General features: G+C 69.4%; 10 protein-coding genes. 5 read left to right on the forward strand and 5 right to left on the reverse strand.

From position 1 onward, the window contains the following. The coding region (locus tag VF794_RS32775) for a POTRA domain-containing protein (RefSeq protein ID WP_331117050.1) at positions 1-2,990 on the forward strand (2,990 nt) is incomplete at its 5' end. Positions 2,991-3,000: 10 nt separating this feature from the next. Further along, positions 3,001-5,292 carry an ATP-binding protein gene (locus tag VF794_RS32780; protein WP_331117051.1) on the forward strand — a complete coding sequence of 764 codons (2,292 nt, stop codon included), beginning with the start codon at positions 3,001-3,003 and terminating at the stop codon, positions 5,290-5,292. 14 nt (positions 5,293-5,306) lie between these two features. Here VF794_RS32780 and VF794_RS32785 read toward each other — a convergent pair whose 3' ends face one another. Together VF794_RS32785 and VF794_RS32790 are read right to left on the reverse strand one after the other, a co-directional pair. Then, positions 5,307-6,491: a sensor histidine kinase gene (locus tag VF794_RS32785; RefSeq protein ID WP_331117052.1), complete on the reverse strand. Its 1,185-nt coding sequence runs from the start codon at positions 6,489-6,491 to the stop codon at positions 5,307-5,309. Then, positions 6,488-7,894, reverse strand: coding sequence for a sigma-54 dependent transcriptional regulator (locus VF794_RS32790; protein ID WP_331117053.1), 1,407 nt, complete (start codon positions 7,892-7,894; stop codon positions 6,488-6,490). The genes VF794_RS32785 and VF794_RS32790 overlap by 4 nt, the downstream gene beginning before the upstream one ends. A 59-nt stretch (positions 7,895-7,953) precedes the next feature. Here VF794_RS32790 and VF794_RS32795 point away from each other — a divergent pair, with 59 nt between their 5' ends. Continuing rightward, the gene (locus VF794_RS32795) at positions 7,954-9,582 is read left to right on the forward strand and encodes a serine/threonine-protein kinase (protein ID WP_331117054.1); all 1,629 of its coding nucleotides are present in this window, start codon (positions 7,954-7,956) and stop codon (positions 9,580-9,582) included. Positions 9,583-9,584: 2 nt separating this feature from the next. Here the strand turns inward: VF794_RS32795 and VF794_RS32800 are convergent, their stop codons facing one another. After that, complete coding sequence (locus VF794_RS32800; RefSeq protein ID WP_331117055.1) at positions 9,585-9,866, reverse strand: hypothetical protein; 282 nt, start codon at positions 9,864-9,866, stop codon at positions 9,585-9,587. A 271-nt stretch (positions 9,867-10,137) separates the two neighbouring features. On the opposite strand from VF794_RS32800, the gene VF794_RS32805 reads away from it, so the two are divergent. Both VF794_RS32805 and VF794_RS32810 read left to right on the forward strand, forming a co-directional pair. Next, positions 10,138-11,676 carry a carbohydrate-binding domain-containing protein gene (locus tag VF794_RS32805; RefSeq protein WP_331117056.1) on the forward strand — a complete coding sequence of 513 codons (1,539 nt, stop codon included), beginning with the start codon at positions 10,138-10,140 and terminating at the stop codon, positions 11,674-11,676. A gap of 357 nt (positions 11,677-12,033) precedes the next feature. Then, complete coding sequence (locus VF794_RS32810; protein ID WP_331117057.1) at positions 12,034-13,287, forward strand: DnaA N-terminal domain-containing protein; 1,254 nt, start codon at positions 12,034-12,036, stop codon at positions 13,285-13,287. Between the two features lie 4 nt (positions 13,288-13,291). Here the strand turns inward: VF794_RS32810 and VF794_RS32815 are convergent, their stop codons facing one another. Together VF794_RS32815 and VF794_RS32820 are read right to left on the reverse strand one after the other, a co-directional pair. Continuing rightward, positions 13,292-14,395, reverse strand: coding sequence for a cyclase family protein (locus VF794_RS32815; protein ID WP_331117058.1), 1,104 nt, complete (start codon positions 14,393-14,395; stop codon positions 13,292-13,294). Between the two features lie 38 nt (positions 14,396-14,433). After that, positions 14,434-19,452, reverse strand: coding sequence for an ATP-binding sensor histidine kinase (locus VF794_RS32820; RefSeq protein ID WP_331117059.1), 5,019 nt, complete (start codon positions 19,450-19,452; stop codon positions 14,434-14,436). Positions 19,453-19,461: the final 9 nt, after the last annotated feature.

A 19,461-nucleotide genomic window follows, 5' to 3' on the forward strand; every position in this document is an offset into this window, starting at 1 on the left:
CCGGCCCCGAGGTGCTGGAGGTGAAGCTGCTCCTGCCCGGGGACGTGGACTCGGCGGGGCTGAGCGAGCTGGTGGCGGTGAGCAAGGGGCAGGCCCTGTCGGCCCGCGCGGTGCGCCGCTCGGTGGAGCGGCTGTGGGCCAGCGGGCGCTTCTCCGACATCGTCGTGCGCACGGTGGACGTGCCCGGTGGCGTGCGAGTGGTGTTCGAACTCACGCCCATGCGGCCCATCCTCCGGCTCTCGGTGGAGGGCAACGTCGTCCTGGAGGACGCGGCGCTGGTGGAGGTGTTGCGCGGGCAGGGCATCGCCGTGGGCCAGCGGCTCGACGAGGAGGCGCTGGAGGCGGCCATGGGCGGCCTCTCGCGGGCGTACGGGCGCCAGGGCTACAACGAGGCGCGGATGGAGGTGTCGCGCGAGTCGGTGCCCGGTGGCGTGGCGCTGGTGTTCACCCTCGTCGAGGGCAAGCCCACGCGGGTGGCGGCCGTCTCGGTGACGGGTGACTCGGGGCTGCCGTTGTCCGAGCTGCTCGCCACGTTGGGGCTGAAGGTGGGCGGGGTGCTGGACCGTGGCGGCCTGGACTCGGGACTGGAGCGGCTGGGGACGCTGCTGCGCGAGCGGGGCTACTGGCGCGCCTTCGTGGGCCAGCCCACGCTCGGCGAGGGCGATGCGGCCACGGTGGTGGTGCCCCTGTCCGCCGGCCCGCGCTTCTCCGTCCACTTCCATGGCAACCACCGCTTCCCGGACACGCTGCTGTCGCGGGTGCTCACCTATGACGGCTCGGAGCCCCTGGACGCCTCGACGGTGGCCCGGCTGGTGCGGCAACTGGAGTCCTTCTACCGCTACCGTGGCTTCCACGACGTCCACGTGGAGTCGCGCGAGGTGCACCGCCCGGACGGCGAGGAGGCGGTGCTCGCCTTCGACATCGAGGAGGGCCACCCGCTGCGCGTGCGGCGGCTCCACTTCCGGGGCAACACGGTGCTCTCCCGCGAGACGCTGCGCGAGATGCTCACCGAGCGCATTCGCGCCAACGAGCCCCAGCCCTCCACGCCGCCGCGCCTGCTGGCGGATCCGATGGAGCCCCCGGGGCGTCAGCGCCGCTCGGGGCCTCCCGAGTGGGTACACGACCCAGCCACCGTCTTCGTCGAGGAGGCCTACAAGGAAGCCGCCGAGTCCATGACGGAGGCCTACCGCGAGCGCGGCTTCCTGGAGGCGCGGGTGAGCTTCACCCGGCTGCGGATGAACCTGGATCGGCGCTCGGCGGCGGTCTGGTTCGAGGTCTTCGAAGGCCCGCAGATGAAGGTGTCCGAGGTGCGCTTCGAGGGCGGCCCCCAGGGCTTCGCCGGCCAGAAGCTGGTGCCGGTCAAGCGGGGCGAGCCGCTGAACCTCGAGGAGGTGGAGCGCGGGCGGCAGGCGCTCGCCACGGAGCTGGGGCGCAAGGGCTACCTCTTCGCGCGCGTGGATGCCGACCCCAAGCCCGAGGGCAAGAAGGGCATGAGCATCCTCTACCGGATGGAGCCGGGACCCCGGGTGACGGTGGGCCGCGTCCTCGTACGCGGAACGGATCGCACCAACGAGGCCGTGGTGCGGGCCACCCTGCGCCTCAAGGAGGATGAGGTGCTGGATCCGGACAAGATGTTCGAGAGCCAGCGCCGGCTGGCGCTCCTCAACATCTTCCGTCAGGTGACGGTGCGGCTGGAAAAGCCGGACGTGCCGGAGGCCAGCAAGGACGTGGTGGTGGAGGTGCGCGAGCGCCCGCGCACCGAGGGCGAGGTGGCGGCCGGCTACTTCCTGTCGGAAGGCCCGCGCCTGCTGCTGGACATGGCCCGGCCGAACCTGGACGGGCGTGGCCTCAACCTGTCGGGCCGGTTGAAGCTCAACTACTCGGGCTGGAGCACGGTGGGCATCGAGAAGGCCGCGGTCGCCCGGGCCCGCTGCGCGGCCGTGCCGGAGGAGTGCACGGCGCCGGGTGCGTACGATTGGGTGCGCGACTTCGGTGGCCGCGGCGTGCTGTCGGCCGTGCAGCCCCGCCTCTACGGCCTGCTGCCGCTGGAGGTGGGCGCGCGGTTGGACCTCATCCTCGAGCGCATGCACCGGCCCTCGTACGTCTCCAGCCGGGCCGCGGCGGTGACGGGCCTGGACTGGACGCTGACGCGCTGGCTCACCTTCGCGCTCCAGTACGAGCTGGAGGGCAACCTGCTCCAGTCGGGAGAGCGGACGCTCACCACCCCGAGCCGCGAGGACCAGCAGCGGCTGCGCTTCCCCCTGGGCTTCTTCCTCCTGCACTCGCTGCGCTCGTCGGCCTCGGTGGACCTGCGGGATGACCCGGCCAATCCGCACAAGGGTCTGCTGGTGTCCACCACCGCCGAGCTGATGCGCGACTTGAGCTCGCAGCCGACCAACGGCGAGCCGCTGCCCATCAACGGCCTGAAGGTCTCGGGGACGGTGAGTGCGTACGCACCGCTGGGGACACGGGTGGTGATGGCGCTGTCGGTGCGCGCGGGCACCGTCGTGCCGCTGGAGAAGGACGCGTGGGTCATCGGCCCCAAGCGCTTCTTCCTGGGCGGCTCCAACAGCCTGCGCGGCTTCCGGGAGGACGGCATCCTCGGAGAGGACCAGCGCACGGAGCTGCGCCGGCAGGTGGCCGACTGCCGCTCGCTCATCCACCCGTCGGGCTGTAGCCCGGAAGTGCTGACCATCCTTGGTGGCCAGGCGCCCACGAGCGCCGGCGGCGAGCTGTTCACCCTGGGCAAGGCCGAGCTGCGCATCCCCATGCGCAGCTCGTTGGACCTGGGCGTCTTCCTGGAGGCGGGCAACCTCTGGCTGGACCGCAAGCAGTTCCAGCTCAAGGCGCTGCGCTATTCGACGGGCGCGGGGGTGCGCTACGTGACGCCGGTGGGTCCTCTGGCCTTCGACGTGGGCATCAACCTGGACCCGGACGAGACGCTCAACGAGCCGGCGGCGCAGCTGCACTTCAGTATCGGTGCCTTCTGAGCCGCTCCTCATGAGGCTCCGCTCACACCTCATCGGTTTGGTGCTCGTGGCCGTGCTGCCGGTGCTCGTCTTCGCCTGCGCGGTCGTCACGCTGCTCGCGCACGAGCAGCGCACCAGCGTGGAGCTGGGACTCCAGGGTACCTCGCGTGCGCTGACCGCCGCCGTCGATGAGCGAATCGCGTCGGTCGTCACCGGCTTGAACCTGTTCGCGGCATCGGAGGACTTCGATACCCAGGGGCTCGCGGAGCTTCATCGGAGGGCCACCCGTGCGGTGTCGAGTGAGGCGGGCTGGCAGTCGATCTCCGTCAGCCGCGTGAACGGTGAGCAGCTGCTCTCCACCAACCAGCCTTTCGGAACCCCGCTGCCGTCGCTCGCCGACCGCGAGGCGTTCAAACAGGTGCTCGCCACGGGCCGGCCCGCGGTCTCTGGCTTCTCCGTGGGGAAGCTCTCCGGCGTTCCCATCCTCGTGGTCTCCGTGCCCGTGATGCGGGACGGCCACATGAGGTACGTGCTCTCCGGGTCACTCCGGCTCGAGGTCCTCTCACGCGTCCTTCAGGCTCATGACCTCCCTCCAGAGTGGACCTCGGCGCTCCTGGATCGGAATGCGACGATCCTCGCGCGCTCGCGCTCCCCGGAGCAGTTCATCGGACGTGCGGCGACACCGGTCCTCGCGGCGCGGAGCCGGGAGCGGATGGAGGGCGTGTTCGAGGATGTGACGCAGGAGGGGAGGCCCGCCTACGGCGCCTTCACCCGGTCGAAAGTCACTGGCTGGACGGTGGTCCTGGGGCTGCCCGCCAGCGAGCTCCGAGGGCCGGTCCACCGCACCTTCGGGGCCGTGCTCGGGGGCGGGGCCGCGCTGTTGCTCGTGGCCATCGTGCTGGCCATTGTCTTCGGCCGCCGGATCGCGCGCCCGATGATCGCGCTGTCGTCCTCGGCGACAGCGCTGGGCCAAGGGGCCGTGCTGTCTCCCGTGGTCTCCACCGTCACCGAGGTCGCGGACATCGCGCGGGCCCTCGAGACGGCCGCCCGTGAGCGCGACCGCTCCGAGGCCACGCTGCGAGAAGCCAATGAGACGCTCGACACGCTCCATCACATCGGCGCGGCCCTCTCCGGGGAGCTCGATCTCCAGCGGCTCCTCCAACGCCTCACGGATGAGGCCACCGCGCTCACCGGGGCGCAGTTCGGCGCGTACTTCCACACGGCGAAGAACGAAGAGGGGGATGCGTTCCAGCTGTTCACGTTGTCGGGTGCGCCTCGCGAGGCATTTGCCCGCTTCGGAGTCCCGAGGAGCACCGAGCTCTTCGCCGTCACCTTCCGCGGCGAGGGAATCCTCCGGCTCGACGACGTGACCCGGGACGCGCGCTACGGCCACAATCCGCCACACCAGGGGATGCCCAGGGGACACCTGCCCGTGTGCAGCTATCTGGCCGTTCCGGTCAGCTCTCGCACGGGCGAGGTGCTGGGCGGGCTGTTCTTCGGTCACTCGCGTCCGGGCGTCTTCACCGAGCAACACGAGCGCCTCATGGCATCGGTCGCGGCGCAGGCCGCCGTGGCGATCGACAACGCGAGCCTCTACCGGAAGGCGCAACAAGCGATTCAGCTCCGCGATGACTTCCTGTCCGTCGCGTCGCACGAGCTGAAGACCCCGCTGACGCCGCTGCGACTGCAGCTTCACCTCCTGCTCAAGAAGGTCGAGGCCAGCCCTTCGGGGGTGCCAGCGGAGACCGTGGTCACGACGATCGATCGGATGATCCGGCAGGTGAACCGGCTCGCTCGACTCGTCGACGAGCTGCTCGATGTCTCGCGCATCGCCGCGGGCAGGCTCGAGCTGCACCCGGAGGAGGTCGAGCTCGCGTCCTTGGTGAAGGAGCTCGCCGCCCAGCTCGAGCCCGAGCGGGAGCGGACGGGCTCGACGCTGACGGTCCATGCCGAGAGCCCGATCATCGGCTTCTGGGATCGTGGCCGCCTCGAACAGCTCCTCACCAACCTCATCTCGAACGCCTTGAAGTATGGCGCCGGCAAGCCGATCGAGGTCACCGCAGCGGTCCTGGACGGCTGGGTGACCGTCCGCGTGCGTGACCACGGGATTGGCATCGCCGCGGAAGATCAAGCGCGGATCTTCGAGCGGTTCGAGCGCGCCGTCTCGGTCCGGAAGTACGGCGGCCTCGGGCTCGGGTTGTGGATCGTCCGGCGGATCGTGGACGCGCTCGAGGGGAGGATTTCCGTCGAGAGCGAGCTGAACACGGGCTCCTGCTTCACCGTCCGGCTGCCCATGGCTCCGCCGCCGACCGCCGCGCACTGAGCGCCGGGAGCGGCTCACGAGCGGGTCATCGTCAACCGCGCCCGGGAGGACTGGCCCACGTTCCCCGCTTCACGCCCGGGCAGCCACACGGTGACGGTGGCCCCTCCTCCCTCCCGGTTCTCGAGCCGCAGCCGCCCGTGGTGCGCGTCGATGATCTCCCGGCACAGCGCGAGCCCCAGGCCCGAGCCCTTCTCCTTGGTGGTGTAGAAGGGCAGCAGGGCATGTTGCAGGACCTCGGGAGAGAGCCCCCTGCCACGGTCCCGCACGCGCAGCCGGATGCCTCCCTCGGCCTCCTCCACCTCCAGGGCCACGCTCTCGGGCGCGCCCCCCGCCTCTTGCGCGTTCTTCAACAGGTTGATGAGCACCTGCTCCACCTGGGCCGGGTCGAACCAGCCGGGCGCGGACGGAGGTGGCGCGAAGGTGGCGTGGGGATACAGCGCCTGGAGTCCGGCGAGCAGCCGGGACCATTCCACCACCGCCGGCTGGGGGCGGGGCAGCCTGGCGAAGCGCGCGTACCCGTCGAGGAAGGTGCGCAGGTGGGTGGCACGCTCCTCCAGGAGATCGAGGACGCGGGCCAGCTTGCCCAGTTGCTCGGGGTTCTGGGCGATGAGCCGTGCCGAGTGCAGCAGCGAGGAGAGAGGGGCCAGCGAGTTGTTCAGCTCGTGGCTCATCACCCGGATGACCTTCTTCCAGACGTCCACCTCCTGGCGCGCCAGCTCGTGGGTGAGGTGTTTGACCAGGAGCAGCGTGTGCGGCTCGCCGCTCCAGTCGAAGTCGCGCTTGGACAGGTGGAAGGTCTCGCTCTCGCCCTCCACCTCCACGGTGAAGAGCTCGTCGCTCTGGGCGAGGAGCGCCTGTCGCAGGGGAGCGGGGGCTGCCTGGAGCATGGAGAGGAAGTTCTGCCCCTCCACGGTGCGGCCCTCGAAGAACAGCTCCCGCGCGGCGGCGTTGGTGAAGGCGATGTGGCCCGAGTCGCCATACAGCAGGATGGCCATGGGCGCGCCCTCCACCACGGAGCGCAGCAGCTTCTCCTGCCCGACGGCCTGGGCACGTGCGGCCCACGCGAGCAGCCCCCACCCCAGGCCTACCCCGAGCCCCGTGCCCAGCAGCGTCCAGGGCACCGAGCCGGTGGCCAGGGCGAGGCCGGCGCCCGGCACCGACGCGAGCACGAGGGCCGCGATGTCGAGCCGGGGCCTCATGGAAGGAGCCGACGCTCCACGCGCAGGCCGAGCCGCTCCATGCGCCGGTAGAGCGCCTGGCGGCTGAGGCCGAGCTGGGCGGCGGCGCGCGACACCACGCCCCGGGCCTCGGCCAGGGCCTGCTCCACGGCGGCGCGCTCGGCCACCTCGTCCTCGGAGAGGGCAGGGGAGGTGGCCGCGGGCTCCGCGGGCGCCTTCATCGGAGCGCCAGCCTCGGACAGCCCGAGGTCCACCGCCTCCAGGAGGACCCCCTTGCGCACCAGTACCGCGCGCTGAAGGCGGTTGCGCAGCTCGCGTACGTTGCCCGGCCAGTCATGGGCCAGCAGGGCCTGGCGCGCCCCGGCGCTCAAGTGCAGCGGCTCGCCCTCGGGTCGCAAACCGCCGAGGAAGTGCTCGGCCAGCACTGGCACGTCCTCCGGCCGGTCCTTCAGCGCGGGGAGCCGCACCTCGATGACGGCGAGCCGGAAATAGAGGTCCTCGCGGAAGGTGCCCGCCTGGATGGCCCTGGGCAGGTCCACGTTGGTGGCGCTGATGACGCGCACGTCCACCTTGCGCGTCACGTTGCTGCCCAGCCGCTGGAACTCTCCCAGTTGGAGCACGCGCAGCAGTCGGGCCTGGCCCGTCAGGGACAGGTTGGCGATCTCATCCAGGAAGAGGGTGCCCCCGTGGGCCTCCTCGAAGCGGCCCACGCGCAGCTTCGTGGCCCCCGTGTAGGCGCCGGGCTCGGCGCCGAAGAGCTCGGCCTCCAGGAGCTGGTCCGGCAGCCCACCGCAGTTCACCTTCACGAAGGGCTTGTCCCGCCGGCGCGAGTTGGCCTGCACCATCTCCGCCACCTGCTCCTTGCCGGCGCCATTGGGACCCGTGATCAGCACCGGCACGTCCGCGGGGGCCACCTTCACCACCAGCGACACCACCTCGTGCATGACGGGGCTGGAGTAGATGACGCCGCGCAGGTCATGCCGCTGGGCCAGGGCCGCCCGGGCCCTCGCGCCCCCGGCCCGCAGGCGCGTGTTCTCCAGCGCCAGCTCCCGCAGCCGGGACAGGTTCTTGACCGTGTTGACGAGCTTGGTGTCGTCCCAGGGCTTGGCCAGGTAGTCGCTCGCGCCCTCCTTGATGAGCCGCACCGCCATCTCCAGCGACGTCCAGGCCGTCATCGCCACCACGGGCAGGTCCGGGTCCAGGCGCTTGATGTCCCGGAGGAGCTGGAGGCCCTCGTGGCCGGAGGTGGTGGCCTCGGTGAAGTTCATGTCCTGCACCACCACTCCCACATCCTCGGTCGCCACCAACTCCAGGGCCTCCTGGGGGGAGCTGGCCACGAGGGTAGGGAGCGCATGCAGGTCGAAGAGGACTTCCAGCGCGGTGCGCACCGCCGGCTGGTCATCCACGATGAGCGTCTTGAGCATGGCGGGCGCACTGTACATCGACAGACAGAGAAGGGATTCGCGGCTATCTTGTGCCCGCCATGAATGAAGCGGTTCCTTCGCCTCTCGCCATCCCGGCTGGCGTGACTGGCGCGAGTGGGTCTTCGAGCGGCTCCGAGGACGGACGGGCGCTGTTGCAGGAGCGCCTGGGGCTGTTCGGGAAGGTGTGCTTTCTCATCGACGTCCTCTATTACCCGCTCTTCAACCTCGCGGTGGGGTTGGATCCGGCGGTGGGCTTTCGGGCGGCGCTGAAGGGGCTGATCTCCTACCAGGCCCTGGGCGAGTACATCGTCTTCGGTTCCATCTGGCTGCTGTGCCGGACCGGCACGCGCTCGCTCCGGGCCCTGAAGGTCACCGAGACGGTGGGCATCTTGATGATGGGGGCCGTGGTGTCGAGCTGGCCCTTCGTCCACCCCTACCCGGTGGCGGGCGTCTACGAGATGCTGCTGGCGCTGGTGGCGCTGTTGATCCTGCGTGCCATCCTGGTGCCCAGCAGCGCCCGGCGCACGCTGTTGCTGAGCAGTGGCGCGTGCGGCCTCGGTTTGGTGTCGGCCAGTGTCGCCTCGCGCAGCCGCGAGCTGGCGCACCTCACGCCCATCACCGTGCTGCTGCTGGTGCTGTGCTGGGTCATCGTGGCGGTGAGCTTCAGCACGGTGGCCTCCGCGGTCATCTACGGGCTGCGCAAGCAGGTGAGGGACGCACGCCGGCTGGGCCAGTACACGCTGCTCGAGCGGTTGGGGGCTGGGGCCATGGGTGAGGTGTACCTGGCCAGCCACGCCATGCTGCGCCGCCGCACCGCCATCAAGCTGCTGCGCACGGACACGGATGGTCGGGGCCTGGAGCGCTTCGAGCGCGAGGTTCAGCACACCAGTCAGCTCACCCATCCCAACACCATCGCCATCTACGACTACGGCCGCACCGCCGAGGGGCTCTTCTACTACGTCATGGAGTACCTGGAGGGTGGGGACCTGGAGCGCGTGTTGGCCGTCTCGGGACCACAGCCACCCGGGCGCGTCATCCACATCCTGCGTCAGGTGTGTGGGGCGTTGGAGGAGGCGCATGGTCAGGGGTTGCTGCACCGCGACATCAAACCCGCCAACCTCTTCCTGTGCCGACGCCGGGGCGTGCCGGACTTGGTGAAGGTGCTGGACTTCGGGCTGGTGAAGGAATTGGGCAATCCGGTGGATGGGGCGCTCTCGCGGAGCGGCACCCTCACCGGCACGCCGCTGTACCTGGCGCCCGAGGCCGTCTCCTCCCCGGAGCAGGTGGACGCGCGCGGCGACCTCTACTCGCTGGGGGCGGTGGGGTACGCACTGCTGACAGGCTCGCACCTCTTCGAGGGCCGGAGCGTGGTGGAGATCTGCGCCCATCACCTGCACACGCCGCCGGTGCCGCCGAAGGTGCGCCTCGGACGTGAGCTGCCCGAGGACCTGTGCGCCGTCATCCTGCGTTGCCTGGAGAAGCGGCCCGAGGCGCGCTACGCGAGCGCGCGGGAGCTGCGCGAGGCGTTGGAGGTGTGCACGGACGCTGGGCGCTGGACGGAGGAGGACGCCGAGCGCTGGTGGGCGGCGCACGGCGCGGTGCTGGAGTCCTCGCACTCCAAGCGGGACGGCTCGCTGCTCACCGGCACGCAGACGCTGGTGATGGACCTCACCCGCCGCGTGGCCTAGCGTCAGTCGCGGATGACGAGGCCCTGGAGGACGACCTCCTGGCCGAGGCCGTCGGTCCGGTCTCGGATGACGAGGCCCTGCTGCTCCCCGGTGGCCACCACGCCCCGGATGACGACGTCCGGCTGCGCCTGCTGGTCACGGATGACCAGGTCACGGATGACGAGACCGGTCTGGGGAATCTCCCGCGCGTCCTCCGTGCCGGCCCCGCAGGCGGACAAGCCGATGGACAGAGCGAAGGGGAGGAGCGCGAACTTCACGAACGAGCGGGTGAGCGACGTGGACATGGTGTTTCTCCGTGTGATGAGACGCCAGGACCCAAGAGCAACCGATGTGCCAGCCCTCCTTTCTGGCCTCTCGGAGCAGCTTCCCGAGGGAAGCAGGGGGATTGCCCTCCTGGAGCGCTGGTGCACACGGGACGAGTGTCCGGACACCTGTCCGCTTCGTCCGCGAGGCCCGGACACCTGTCCGCGGATGGAACCTCCCGGCCCCCGGTTTGACACCTACACGAGGCGTGAGGCATGTCTCAAGCCGTAAAACAGGAAAGGACCATTTCTCATGAAAATACAGCTAGCCCTGCTTCTGTCCCTGCTGGCCCTGCCCGCGTTCGCGGCGGGCAACTACCCCATCTACGGCATCAACTTCTACGGAACCGGTGCGGAGACGACGATCAAGAACGGCAAGGGGATGTACTCGCTGGAGATGATCTACACCCAGCAATACACGAACCCGGCCGGCGAGCGCGCGAAGCTCCAGAACGTGGTGAACGCGGGCTTCAAGGTCATCCTGCGGCTCGATTACGACCAGGTGTCTGGCTACACCATCCCCAAGGATGGGGATTGGGTGGGCCGCTACAACTTCGCCATGAAGGCGCGGCAGATCGCCCTGGACCTGGGTGACCTGGTGTCTGTCTTCGTCATCGGCAACGAGCCGCTGGCCGATGCGTCCAAGGTCATGACGGCGCAGTGGTACACGTATGTCTTCAACGGCTACGACGACAACTGCGTCTACAAGAAGATCAAGGAAGTGCGTCCCGGCGCCACGGTGTCCATCTTCGCGCCCGGCGGTTGGCCCAGCGCGGAGATGCTCAACTACTTCGACTTCGTGCTGAACAACGTGAACAAGGACGCGAGCGGCCATCCGCAGATCGACGCCTTCGCCCTGCACGCCTACAGCGGCGCGAGCACGGACACCGACCTGAACGCCGAGGATCCGCGCTTCTCGTCGGGCAACGACTTCGGCGTGTTCAGGATCTACGCGCGGAAGATCTACGAGAAGTTCGGGGCGGCGGTGAAGCCCATCTACATCACCGAGACCAACACCTACTGGTACTACGGCATCTGGGGAGCCAACCCGCGGCACTCGCAGGACAGCTACCGGGACAACTGGATGAAGGAGGCCTACCAGGCCATCGACGAGTGGAACAAGGCCAACGACCAGAAGATCGATGGACTGCTGTGGTACGTGTACCAGCACTGCGGGATTGGCTGCGCGGACCAGTACGAGAACTCGCTGGTACGCACCGACAACGCGCGGCTCAACCGGGCGCGGCAGGACATGACGTGGGTGACGGCGAACACCAACATCGTCCCGGGCTACGCGGGCTCCACCCTGCGCTTCCAGGCGGAGAACTACAGCAACAGCGACACCGGTAACGGCGTCGGGCAGACCAACGGCGTCTCCGGGGTCGACTACTCCGACACCACCGCTGGCAACACGGGCGCCAACTACCGCAAGGAGAACGTGGACATCGCGGTGCTGCCGGACTGGAGCGGCTTCTTCGTGGGCTGGACGGCCCCGGGCGAGTGGTTGCGCTACGAGTCGCTCTCGGGTGGCTACACCTACAAGGTCCGCTACCGCTACTCGCGCGGCGTGTCCGGCTCGAGCCGGGTGCGGCTGGTCATCGACGGCGTCGCGCGCGGCGGCACCCTGTCCCTGGCGGGCACCACCAACGCCAGCGGCGCATACGACTACAACACCTACAAGACGGTCGACGGCACCACGACGTTCACCCTGCCCAAGGGCTTCCACGAGATCAAGCTCGTGTTCGACGACGGCTCGGTGAACATCGACTGGTTCGAGCTGGTGCGCATCTAGTCCCCTTCGCGAGGTCCGACCCCGAGCCCCCTGGTGGGTGGCTCGGGGCTGTTGCAACTCCGTTGCACCGCGTAGCCACCTGTATCAGACGCCCACCTGTCGTGCGTGATCCGACGTTTGGCGCCACGGAACGCTGGATCACGCCGGATCAGACACCGAGGGGGTAGACGACTCGGGCAAGGCGGTGCAGATCGCGGGCGTGGATCACCACAAGACACTCGACACCGCGGGGCGTCCCCCGCAGGGGCCGGGCTGCGTCCGAGGTTCCGCGATCAGCACGCGAAGCGGGGGGCCCGTCCTCCCGCGAGCGCACGACAGGCTGCTACAGATCAACATGGACCAGGGAAGGAACTGACCATGGCCGGTTTGGACTGGGTACAGGTAGACGTGGGCTTTCCCATGAGCCTCTCCGTGGTGTGTGCCGCGCGCGCGCTGGGGATGGAGCGACGGGCCTTCCTGGGCGCCATCGTGGAGCTCCAGATCTGGGCGGTGCAGGCGCTGCCCTCCGGGCGCTTCGAGCCCTTCGCCACGTCCGCCGGACATGCGCCGGACGCGTCCGCGGACGAGGCCGTGTGGTGCGAGGCGGTGGAGAGCGCGGTGCGGTGGACGGGCGCACCCGGTGCCTTCTGGAACGCGCTGATCCGGGCGGGAATCCTGGTGCGGGAGGGGGACAGCGTCCGCCTCACGCTCTGTGATCGCTACGTGCAAGTGCTCGAAAAGAGGAGCAAGGAGGCCGAGCGCAAGCGTCGGGAGCGCGCCAACAAGGCCGCGGCGGCGTCCGGCGGACGTCCGGCGGACGCGCCAGGGACATCCGCCCCCAGAAAGAGAAAGGAGAAGGAGAGTGAGAAGAAGACTCTTTCTTCTGCAGCAGGGGTTGAGGGGAGAGCGTCCATGGGACGGCTCGCGCCCGTGCCCATGCCCCCGGACGAGGACCTGTCCGAGGACGTGCCCGTGGAGGCCGATCCCGTGCAGCTCGCCCTTCCTGGCACGCACCTGGTGCCCGCCTCTCCTCCCGCGGAGGAGCGCTGCCAGGTCCCCGTGATCGCCCCGGTCTCTCAGGCAGCGGCCTTCTTCGAGGCCTTCCAGGACGAGCGCGGCAGGGCCTTCCCGGGCGTGCCTCGCGAGGACCAGCCGACGGGGTGGGCGGACTGGTACGGGCAGGCCCTGGCGAAGGTGGGCGGCGACGAGAGCCGTTTGCTGGCGGCCTGCCGCGCCTATCTCCAGTCCGACTGGGGCCGCACCCGCCAGCCGATGGGGACCGCCCTGGCCTTCTGCTCGCCCAAGGTCTGGGTGCGGTACGTGCCGACCTCGAAGCTCGAAGCGGTGGAGGAGTCCGGGCCGCCGTCCGTGGACGTGTCCACGGAGGCGGGCCGCAGGTGGCAGGCGTGCCTCTCCTGGCTCTACGACAACGGCAAGCGCTATGCCCTCTCGTGGCTCACCCGGGCCCAGCCCGTGGCCGTGGAGGATGGGCACCTGGTGCTCGCGGTGCCGGACCTCTACTTCCGCCAATGGGTGGAGGAGCACTACGGCCAGATGGTGGAGCACGTGGTGCGGGACTTTGGCCTCGGGGGCGTGCGCTGGCGGGTGCCCGCGCACGCGGTCCAGGGGTGACGCCTCAGTGGCGGGGGGGGCCGTAAGAGACGGATCGCACCGGCGAGCCTGATCCTCCGAGCTCCCGAAGGGCCAGGACCATGGTGCAGGAGAGCCAGGTCTTGTCCGTGGCCATCTCCTTCAGGCGCACATTCTCGAGCAGGTGGATGCCCGCCTGACTGAGGGCGTAGGAGTGGACGTAGAAGGGAAAACCCGCCGGGGTGCCAGGCGGAGGCGGCGCCTTTCCCTGCAGTTGGCCCTCATTGACCGCATCGATGAAGGGCACGTCGAGGCCGACCGCGACGATGGCCTTCTCCGCGAGCAGCTTCGCCGCGTCCGCGGAGAGCCCGGGCCCCTTCGCGTAGTACTCACCCGTCACATTCGGGTCCTGCCAGAGCTCCTCCCAGCCGGTATAGATGTAGAGCACGTCGCCCGGGAGCAGCCCGCGCCAGCCCAGTTCCTGGGCCTGGATCATCCCGTTGATGTCGGCCGCGGTGATCCGCTGGCCACCGGCGAGCCGATTCCCACCGCCGAGGTACGTCCGCGCATCCAGCAGCACGGCGCTGGTGACGATCGGAGGCATCTTCTCGACGCCCAGCTTGAGCAGGGGCGAGTCGGGGGTCGGCTTCACCTGGGCCTGGGTGTAGCCGCTGTAATAGACCGCGTTTTGAGAGGGAAGGGGACCCGTCGAGGGATCCCACACCTCGGGCAGGACGCCGAAGTGTCCCAGCGCGTCGATCTGGGTGCCCTGGCCCCCGGGTTCTCCGGAGAGGACCTCCCCGTTGACGGCATGCCGGGAGAACGGCGGGCCAAACGTCGGCTGATACGTGTACTGGACGGGAGTGGCGAACGGCGACATCGGCATGGTGCGCGAGCGCACGTACGACAACTCGTACTCACGTGAGTGCGGATTCAGCAGATAGACACCGCAGCGCATGCGGGTGCCAGAACCCTGCGTGTTGCCCATTCCGCGCTCGTCGCCAGCGGGCCAGGGCGGCATGGGCACGTCCTGCTGCGAAACCTCGAGCCGGGCCAGGGTGTCGTCCTTGGGCGGCTGCTGGGCAGGTGTCGAGCAGGCCCCGAGGGTACCCGCGGTGAGGAGGGCGGCGACCACGCGTGGATGTCTCATCTGGTTGTTTTCTCCTCTGCCCGAAGTTTGATGGTTTTCTAGCTATCGCGACCGCCGGCCGCCACCGATGGAGGGCTCTCCGCTTCCGAGGTGGGCAGCTCGAGGGTGGCGGTGGCTCCCTTTCCTGGCCCGGTGCTCTCCAACCGCAGTCGCCCCCCCATCAGTCGCGCCGCGAGCGCGCTGGCGTGCAGTCCGATGCCGTGGCCATTCTCGCGGGTGGTGAAGCCCTGGTTGAAGAGGCGCCTGCTCACTTCGGGCGAGATGCCCTGGCCATTGTCCTCCACCTGGATCCGGAACCACTTTCCCTCTCCCTGGAGGCGCAGCCACAACGAGCGGTCCCCGGGCGCGACCGCCTCCAACGCCTGTCGGGCGTTGCTCAGCAGGTTGAGGAGGATCTGAAGCAGCCGGTGTCTGTCCACCTTCACGCGGGGCAGGGGCTCCAGCTCCTTCTTCACCTGCACGCCCGCCTTGCGCAGGGCTCCGGCTTGCAGGCGCAGGGCCTCCTCCAGCACCTCGGTCAGCTCGCACTCCTCCACCAGCAACGAGGACTTCGCGTAGGTGTGCTGGAGCTCGATGATGGTGCGCACGCGCTCCACGTTCTTGCCCAGGATGCCCAGGCCGTGCAGCAACGACGCCCGCTCCTGCGTCAGCTCGGCCGCGAGGCTCGGCAGATAGGTGAACAGATGCCGGCCTCCTTCATCGTGGTTGACGAAGTCCGTGAGGTGGGAGCGGTGCTCGGCCAGGAGGTTGAATACCTTCTCGACACGGTCCACGCGCGAGGTCTGCACCGCCTGGTGCATCTGCTCGGTGTCCACCACGATGCTGGTGAGCGTGTTTCCCACGTCGTGCAATACATTGGCGGCCACCTCGGCCATTCCCACCGAGCGAGCCGTCTCCATCAAGCGCGCCTGGGCCTGCTTCAGCTCGCGTGTCCGCTCCTCCACGCGCAGCTCCAACTCCTCGTTGGCCCGGCGCAGGGCCGCCTCGGCCTGCTGGACCTCGGTGTATAGCTTTGCATTCTCGACGGAGATGGCCGCCTGGGAGGCGAGGTGCCGCAGCAGGGCGATGTGGCCGGGCCTGAAGGCCTCGGTGGTGAGTGCATTCTCCAGGTACAACAGCCCGTGGAACCGCTCCTTGCGCTGCAAAGGCAGACACAACACGGCGCGAGTCTGGCCGCGGGAGAAGAAGGTGTCCGAGGAGAAGGGGTGGGGGGCGGAGGTGTCGTTGATGAGGACGGGCTCTCCGGTGCGCCGCACGTAGGAGAGCAGGGTCCACGGCAGCATCTGGGTCGCCGCCTCCGGCACCAGGGCCTCCACCTTCAGCGTCTCGCCTTGCAGCAGCAAGAGGGCACCCCGCTGGGCGCCGGCGTTCTCCAGGGCCACCCGTATGAGGGTGGCCACCAGCTTCTCCAGGTTCATCTCACTGGAGATGGCCTGCTGGGCCTTGACCACGGTGAGCGCGTCCAGCTGGGTGGTGTCCGTGTCATAGCTGGTGGAGTCCTGGCTGTTTCTGACGGCGGGGCTGGTCAGCAGGGACCACTGCCGGTCCAGGTGCCGCACCTTGCCCTCGGCGCCCCACTGGGCATAGGCCTCGCGAGCCCTGCGGGCATAGAAGAGGGCCAGCTCGGTCAGCCGCCGCTCCTCCCAGAAGCGCGCGGCCAGTTCGCTCGCCAGGGCCACGAGGTGGACGAGGCCCTGCTCGCGAGCGGCGTGAAGGGCCTCCTCGTAGGTGGACGGGGCCGTGTCCGCTCTTCCCAGGAGGCGGTCCAGCTCCGCCGCCACCATCCGCTCGGGCGCGCGAAACGTCTCCGGGCAGTGCCTGGACCACTCCGCCAGCTGTTGGTGGTGCGCCTGGATTTCCTCCAGGTCCTCCTGTTGCCGCTCCGCCGGGGCCTGCCGGTAGCACGCGGCGAGGATCAGCGCCCGGTGGAGATGGTAGTCGAGAAGCTGGATGCGCCCGGAGATGGACCAGAGCATGGCCTTGGCCTCCTCCACGATCCGCCGGGCTTCCTCGTAGGCGCCGCACATGAAGCGCGACCGGGCCTTGAGGGTGGCATACCAGAACTTCAGCGTGGGCATGCGGCCGCTCAACTGGGCCTCGAATTCCCTCTCATCGAAGCCCTCCATGCTCAAGGACTCGAACGACGCGGTGTGCCCCCGCATCTGCTGCACGAAGGCGTGGGAGACCCGGATCATGTCCTCCGGCTGCCGGAAGCCCACCTTGCGCGCGAAGTCGATGCGCGCGACCATCTCCCGCGCCACCTCGGTCAGCTCGGTGCCCGAGAACAGCTGAACCGTCGTGATGAAGAGGCAGCAGAAGCAGGCCACCTGGAAGTCGCCCGACTGGACCGTTTGCTGAAAGGCCCTCTCGTAGAACTCCATCGCGACCGGCATCGGCTTCACCCAGATGCTCACGTTCCCCATGGTGAAGAGGGTCCGGCCCCGGTAGGCCGCCGCGTCGGGGCGCTCGATGAGTTCGCAGGACAGCCGGGCGAAGGCATGGCCCCGGTGATAGTCCTTGAAGTGGCTGCTGGTCACCGAGCCGTACCAGGCGAAGCCCGGTGCGGCCGCGGCGGTGTACCCATGGCGGAGGGTCAGGGCCATCGTCCGGCACAGGTGCAGGGCCAGCAGCTTGTCATCGGTGAAGAAGGCGGGCCAGGTCAGGGCCGCCAGCAACCCCAGGGCCGCCTTCATGTCCGGGTCCGTCATCGCGGGCAGCTCGATGAGGCTCTCGATGGGACGGTTGCCCAGGAGGGCTTCCACCTCCTGGTTGGCGGCGACCACCTGCTCCCAGGTGGGTTTGGCGGGGATGCTCACGCCGAAGCGCTCCAGACACTCCAGCAGGCAGGCGGCGGAAGCGGGGGCCTGGTTGAGCGTGAGGAGGATGCTGCTCTTGAGCCGGTAGACGGCCGCCAGCGCCTGGCGCGTGGTGGCGCGCGGGAGCAGCTCCTCCACGAGGCGGCTGGACTCGGCGGCATTGCCACTCACCAGCTCGCAGCTGGCCTGCTCCAGACGCAGCTTGAAGGCCAGCTCGGGGGCTGTCTCCCAGGGGCTGGCGGGCAGCAGCGAGAAGGCCATGGTGAAGTAGCCAATGGCCGAGCGGTAGGCCACGGAGGCCTTGGCCCGCAGGCCCGCCTCGGTGTTGAGCCGTGCCAGCCGGGAGCGCTCCTCCGCGTCCTGGATCAACTCCGCGCCCGCGTTGAGCTGGCCCACCACGTCGAACAGTCGCTCGTGGAGCTCCTCGGGCGAGAGGCGCTCCCACAGCCGTCGGCCAATCTCCAGGTGGGCCGCCTTGCGCTCCCCCTCGGCGATGAGGGCATAGGCGGCCTGGTGGATGCGGTCGTGCGGGAAGCGGTAGTGCTGGAGGCCCGTCTCCACCAGCAGCCCTTCCTGGAGCGCCGGTTCGAGGCCGCGCTCCACCTCGGCGCCCTCCTGGCGGGAGAGCAGGGCCACCGTCTCCAGGGCGAAGGCATGGCCCACACACGCGGCCAGACGCAGCAGCTGCTGGGTTGACGGGGGCAGTTGCCGCAGCCGGGCGGCCATGAACTCCACCACGTTGTCCGAGTAGCCCTTGGCCCGTACGGCCCGCTCCTCCCAGCGCCACCCTCCCTCGGCCACCCGCGCCACCAGCCCATCCTGGTGGAGCGTCTGGAGCAACTGGAGGAGGAAGAAGGGGTTGCCCCCCGTCTTCTCCTGCACCAGCGCCGACAGGGGCACCACGAGCTCGTCCGAAGCGCCCGGGAGGGCATCCGCCACCAATTGCCGCGTCTGCTCGGGGGACAGCGGGCCCAGGTGGAGGTCCACCAGCCGACCCGCCGCCTTGCGCACCTCCGCCAGCGCCAGCGCCAGCGGATGCGAGGCGCTCACCTCGTTGTCCCGGTAGGCGCCAATGAGCAGCAGGGGAGGGGTGTCGGGGTGGGTGGTGAGGTACTGCAGCAGCTTGAGGCTGGCGAAGTCCGCCCACTGCAAGTCGTCCAGGAAGAGCACCAGCGGCCGCTCGGGGGTGGCGAACACCGCGAGGAAGCGCTGGAGGAGACGGTTGAAGCGGTTCTGCGCCTCGTTCGGTGGCAGCTCCGGCACGGGGGGCTGCTTGCCCACCACCTGCTCCAGCTGGGGCACCAGCGACACGAGCACCTGTCCATTGCCCTCGAAAGCCTCCAGCAGGCGCTGGCGCCAGTCGGCCACCTCCTCATCGCTGCCGGCGAGCACCTGCTGCACGAGCGCCCGCATGGACCCGGCCAGGGTGGCGTAGGGCACGTCCCGCTGGAGCGGGTTGAACTTGCCGCTGAGAAAGAAGCCGCGGCGCCGCAGCAGCGGCTTGTGCAACTCGTGGACGATGGAGGACTTTCCAATGCCCGAGTAGCCCCGCACCAACACCCACTCGGCCCGCTCCGCTCGCGCCACCCGCTCGAAGGCCCCCAACAGCACCTGGCGCTCCTCTTCGCGGCCGTAGAGGCTCTGGGGGGGTTGGAAGCGGGCGGGAAAGTCCCGCTGGCCCAGGGGGAACTCCTCCGGCGCGCCCCGCCGCAGCCCCTCCCAGTACCGCTCCAGATCCGCCTTCAACCCCTCCGCGCTCTGGTAGCGCTCCTCGGCGGCCTTGCCGAGCAGCTTGAGCACCACCGCCGAGAGCAGGGGGGGCACGGAGGGCACCCGCTGGCTCGGGGGCATGGGCGCCTGGGCGATGTGGGCATGGACCCATTCCAAGGCGTCCTTGCCTCGGAAGGGGAGCTCTCCGGTGAGCAGCTGATAGAGCACCACCCCCAGCGAATAGAAGTCGGTGCGGTAGTCCACCGCCCGGTTCATCCGCCCCGACTGCTCCGGGGACATGTACGGCGGCGTGCCCTCGACGAGGGCGGCGGCGGAGGCCTCCACGTGCTCCAACTGCTGCGAGGTGGCGAGACCAAAGTCGATGAGCCACACCTGTCCCGCCGCCGAGAGCAGGACGTTGGCGGGTTTGATGTCCTTGTGGATGACGCCGCGGCGGTGCACCTCCGCCAGGGTGGCGACCAGGGACACGGCGAGGGGCAGGAGGCGCGAGAGCTCGAAGGGCTGGCCCAACTGCTCCGA

It is taken from the genome of Archangium sp. (assembly GCF_036389735.1).
In the GTDB taxonomy this organism is placed as follows: Bacteria; Myxococcota; Myxococcia; order Myxococcales; family Myxococcaceae; genus Archangium.

Bases quoted from the DNA above. Each gene is read 5' to 3' on its own strand.
- VF794_RS32780 (WP_331117051.1), top strand. From the start codon at position 3,001: ATGAGGCTCCGCTCACACCTCATCGGTTTGGTGCTCGTGGCCGTGCTG.
- VF794_RS32785 (WP_331117052.1), bottom strand. From the start codon at position 6,491: ATGAGGCCCCGGCTCGACATCGCGGCCCTCGTGCTCGCGTCGGTGCCG.
- VF794_RS32790 (WP_331117053.1), bottom strand. From the start codon at position 7,894: ATGCTCAAGACGCTCATCGTGGATGACCAGCCGGCGGTGCGCACCGCG.
- VF794_RS32795 (WP_331117054.1), top strand. From the start codon at position 7,954: ATGAATGAAGCGGTTCCTTCGCCTCTCGCCATCCCGGCTGGCGTGACT.
- VF794_RS32800 (WP_331117055.1), bottom strand. From the start codon at position 9,866: ATGTCCACGTCGCTCACCCGCTCGTTCGTGAAGTTCGCGCTCCTCCCC.
- VF794_RS32805 (WP_331117056.1), top strand. From the start codon at position 10,138: ATGAAAATACAGCTAGCCCTGCTTCTGTCCCTGCTGGCCCTGCCCGCG.
- VF794_RS32810 (WP_331117057.1), top strand. From the start codon at position 12,034: ATGGCCGGTTTGGACTGGGTACAGGTAGACGTGGGCTTTCCCATGAGC.
- VF794_RS32815 (WP_331117058.1), bottom strand. From the start codon at position 14,395: ATGAGACATCCACGCGTGGTCGCCGCCCTCCTCACCGCGGGTACCCTC.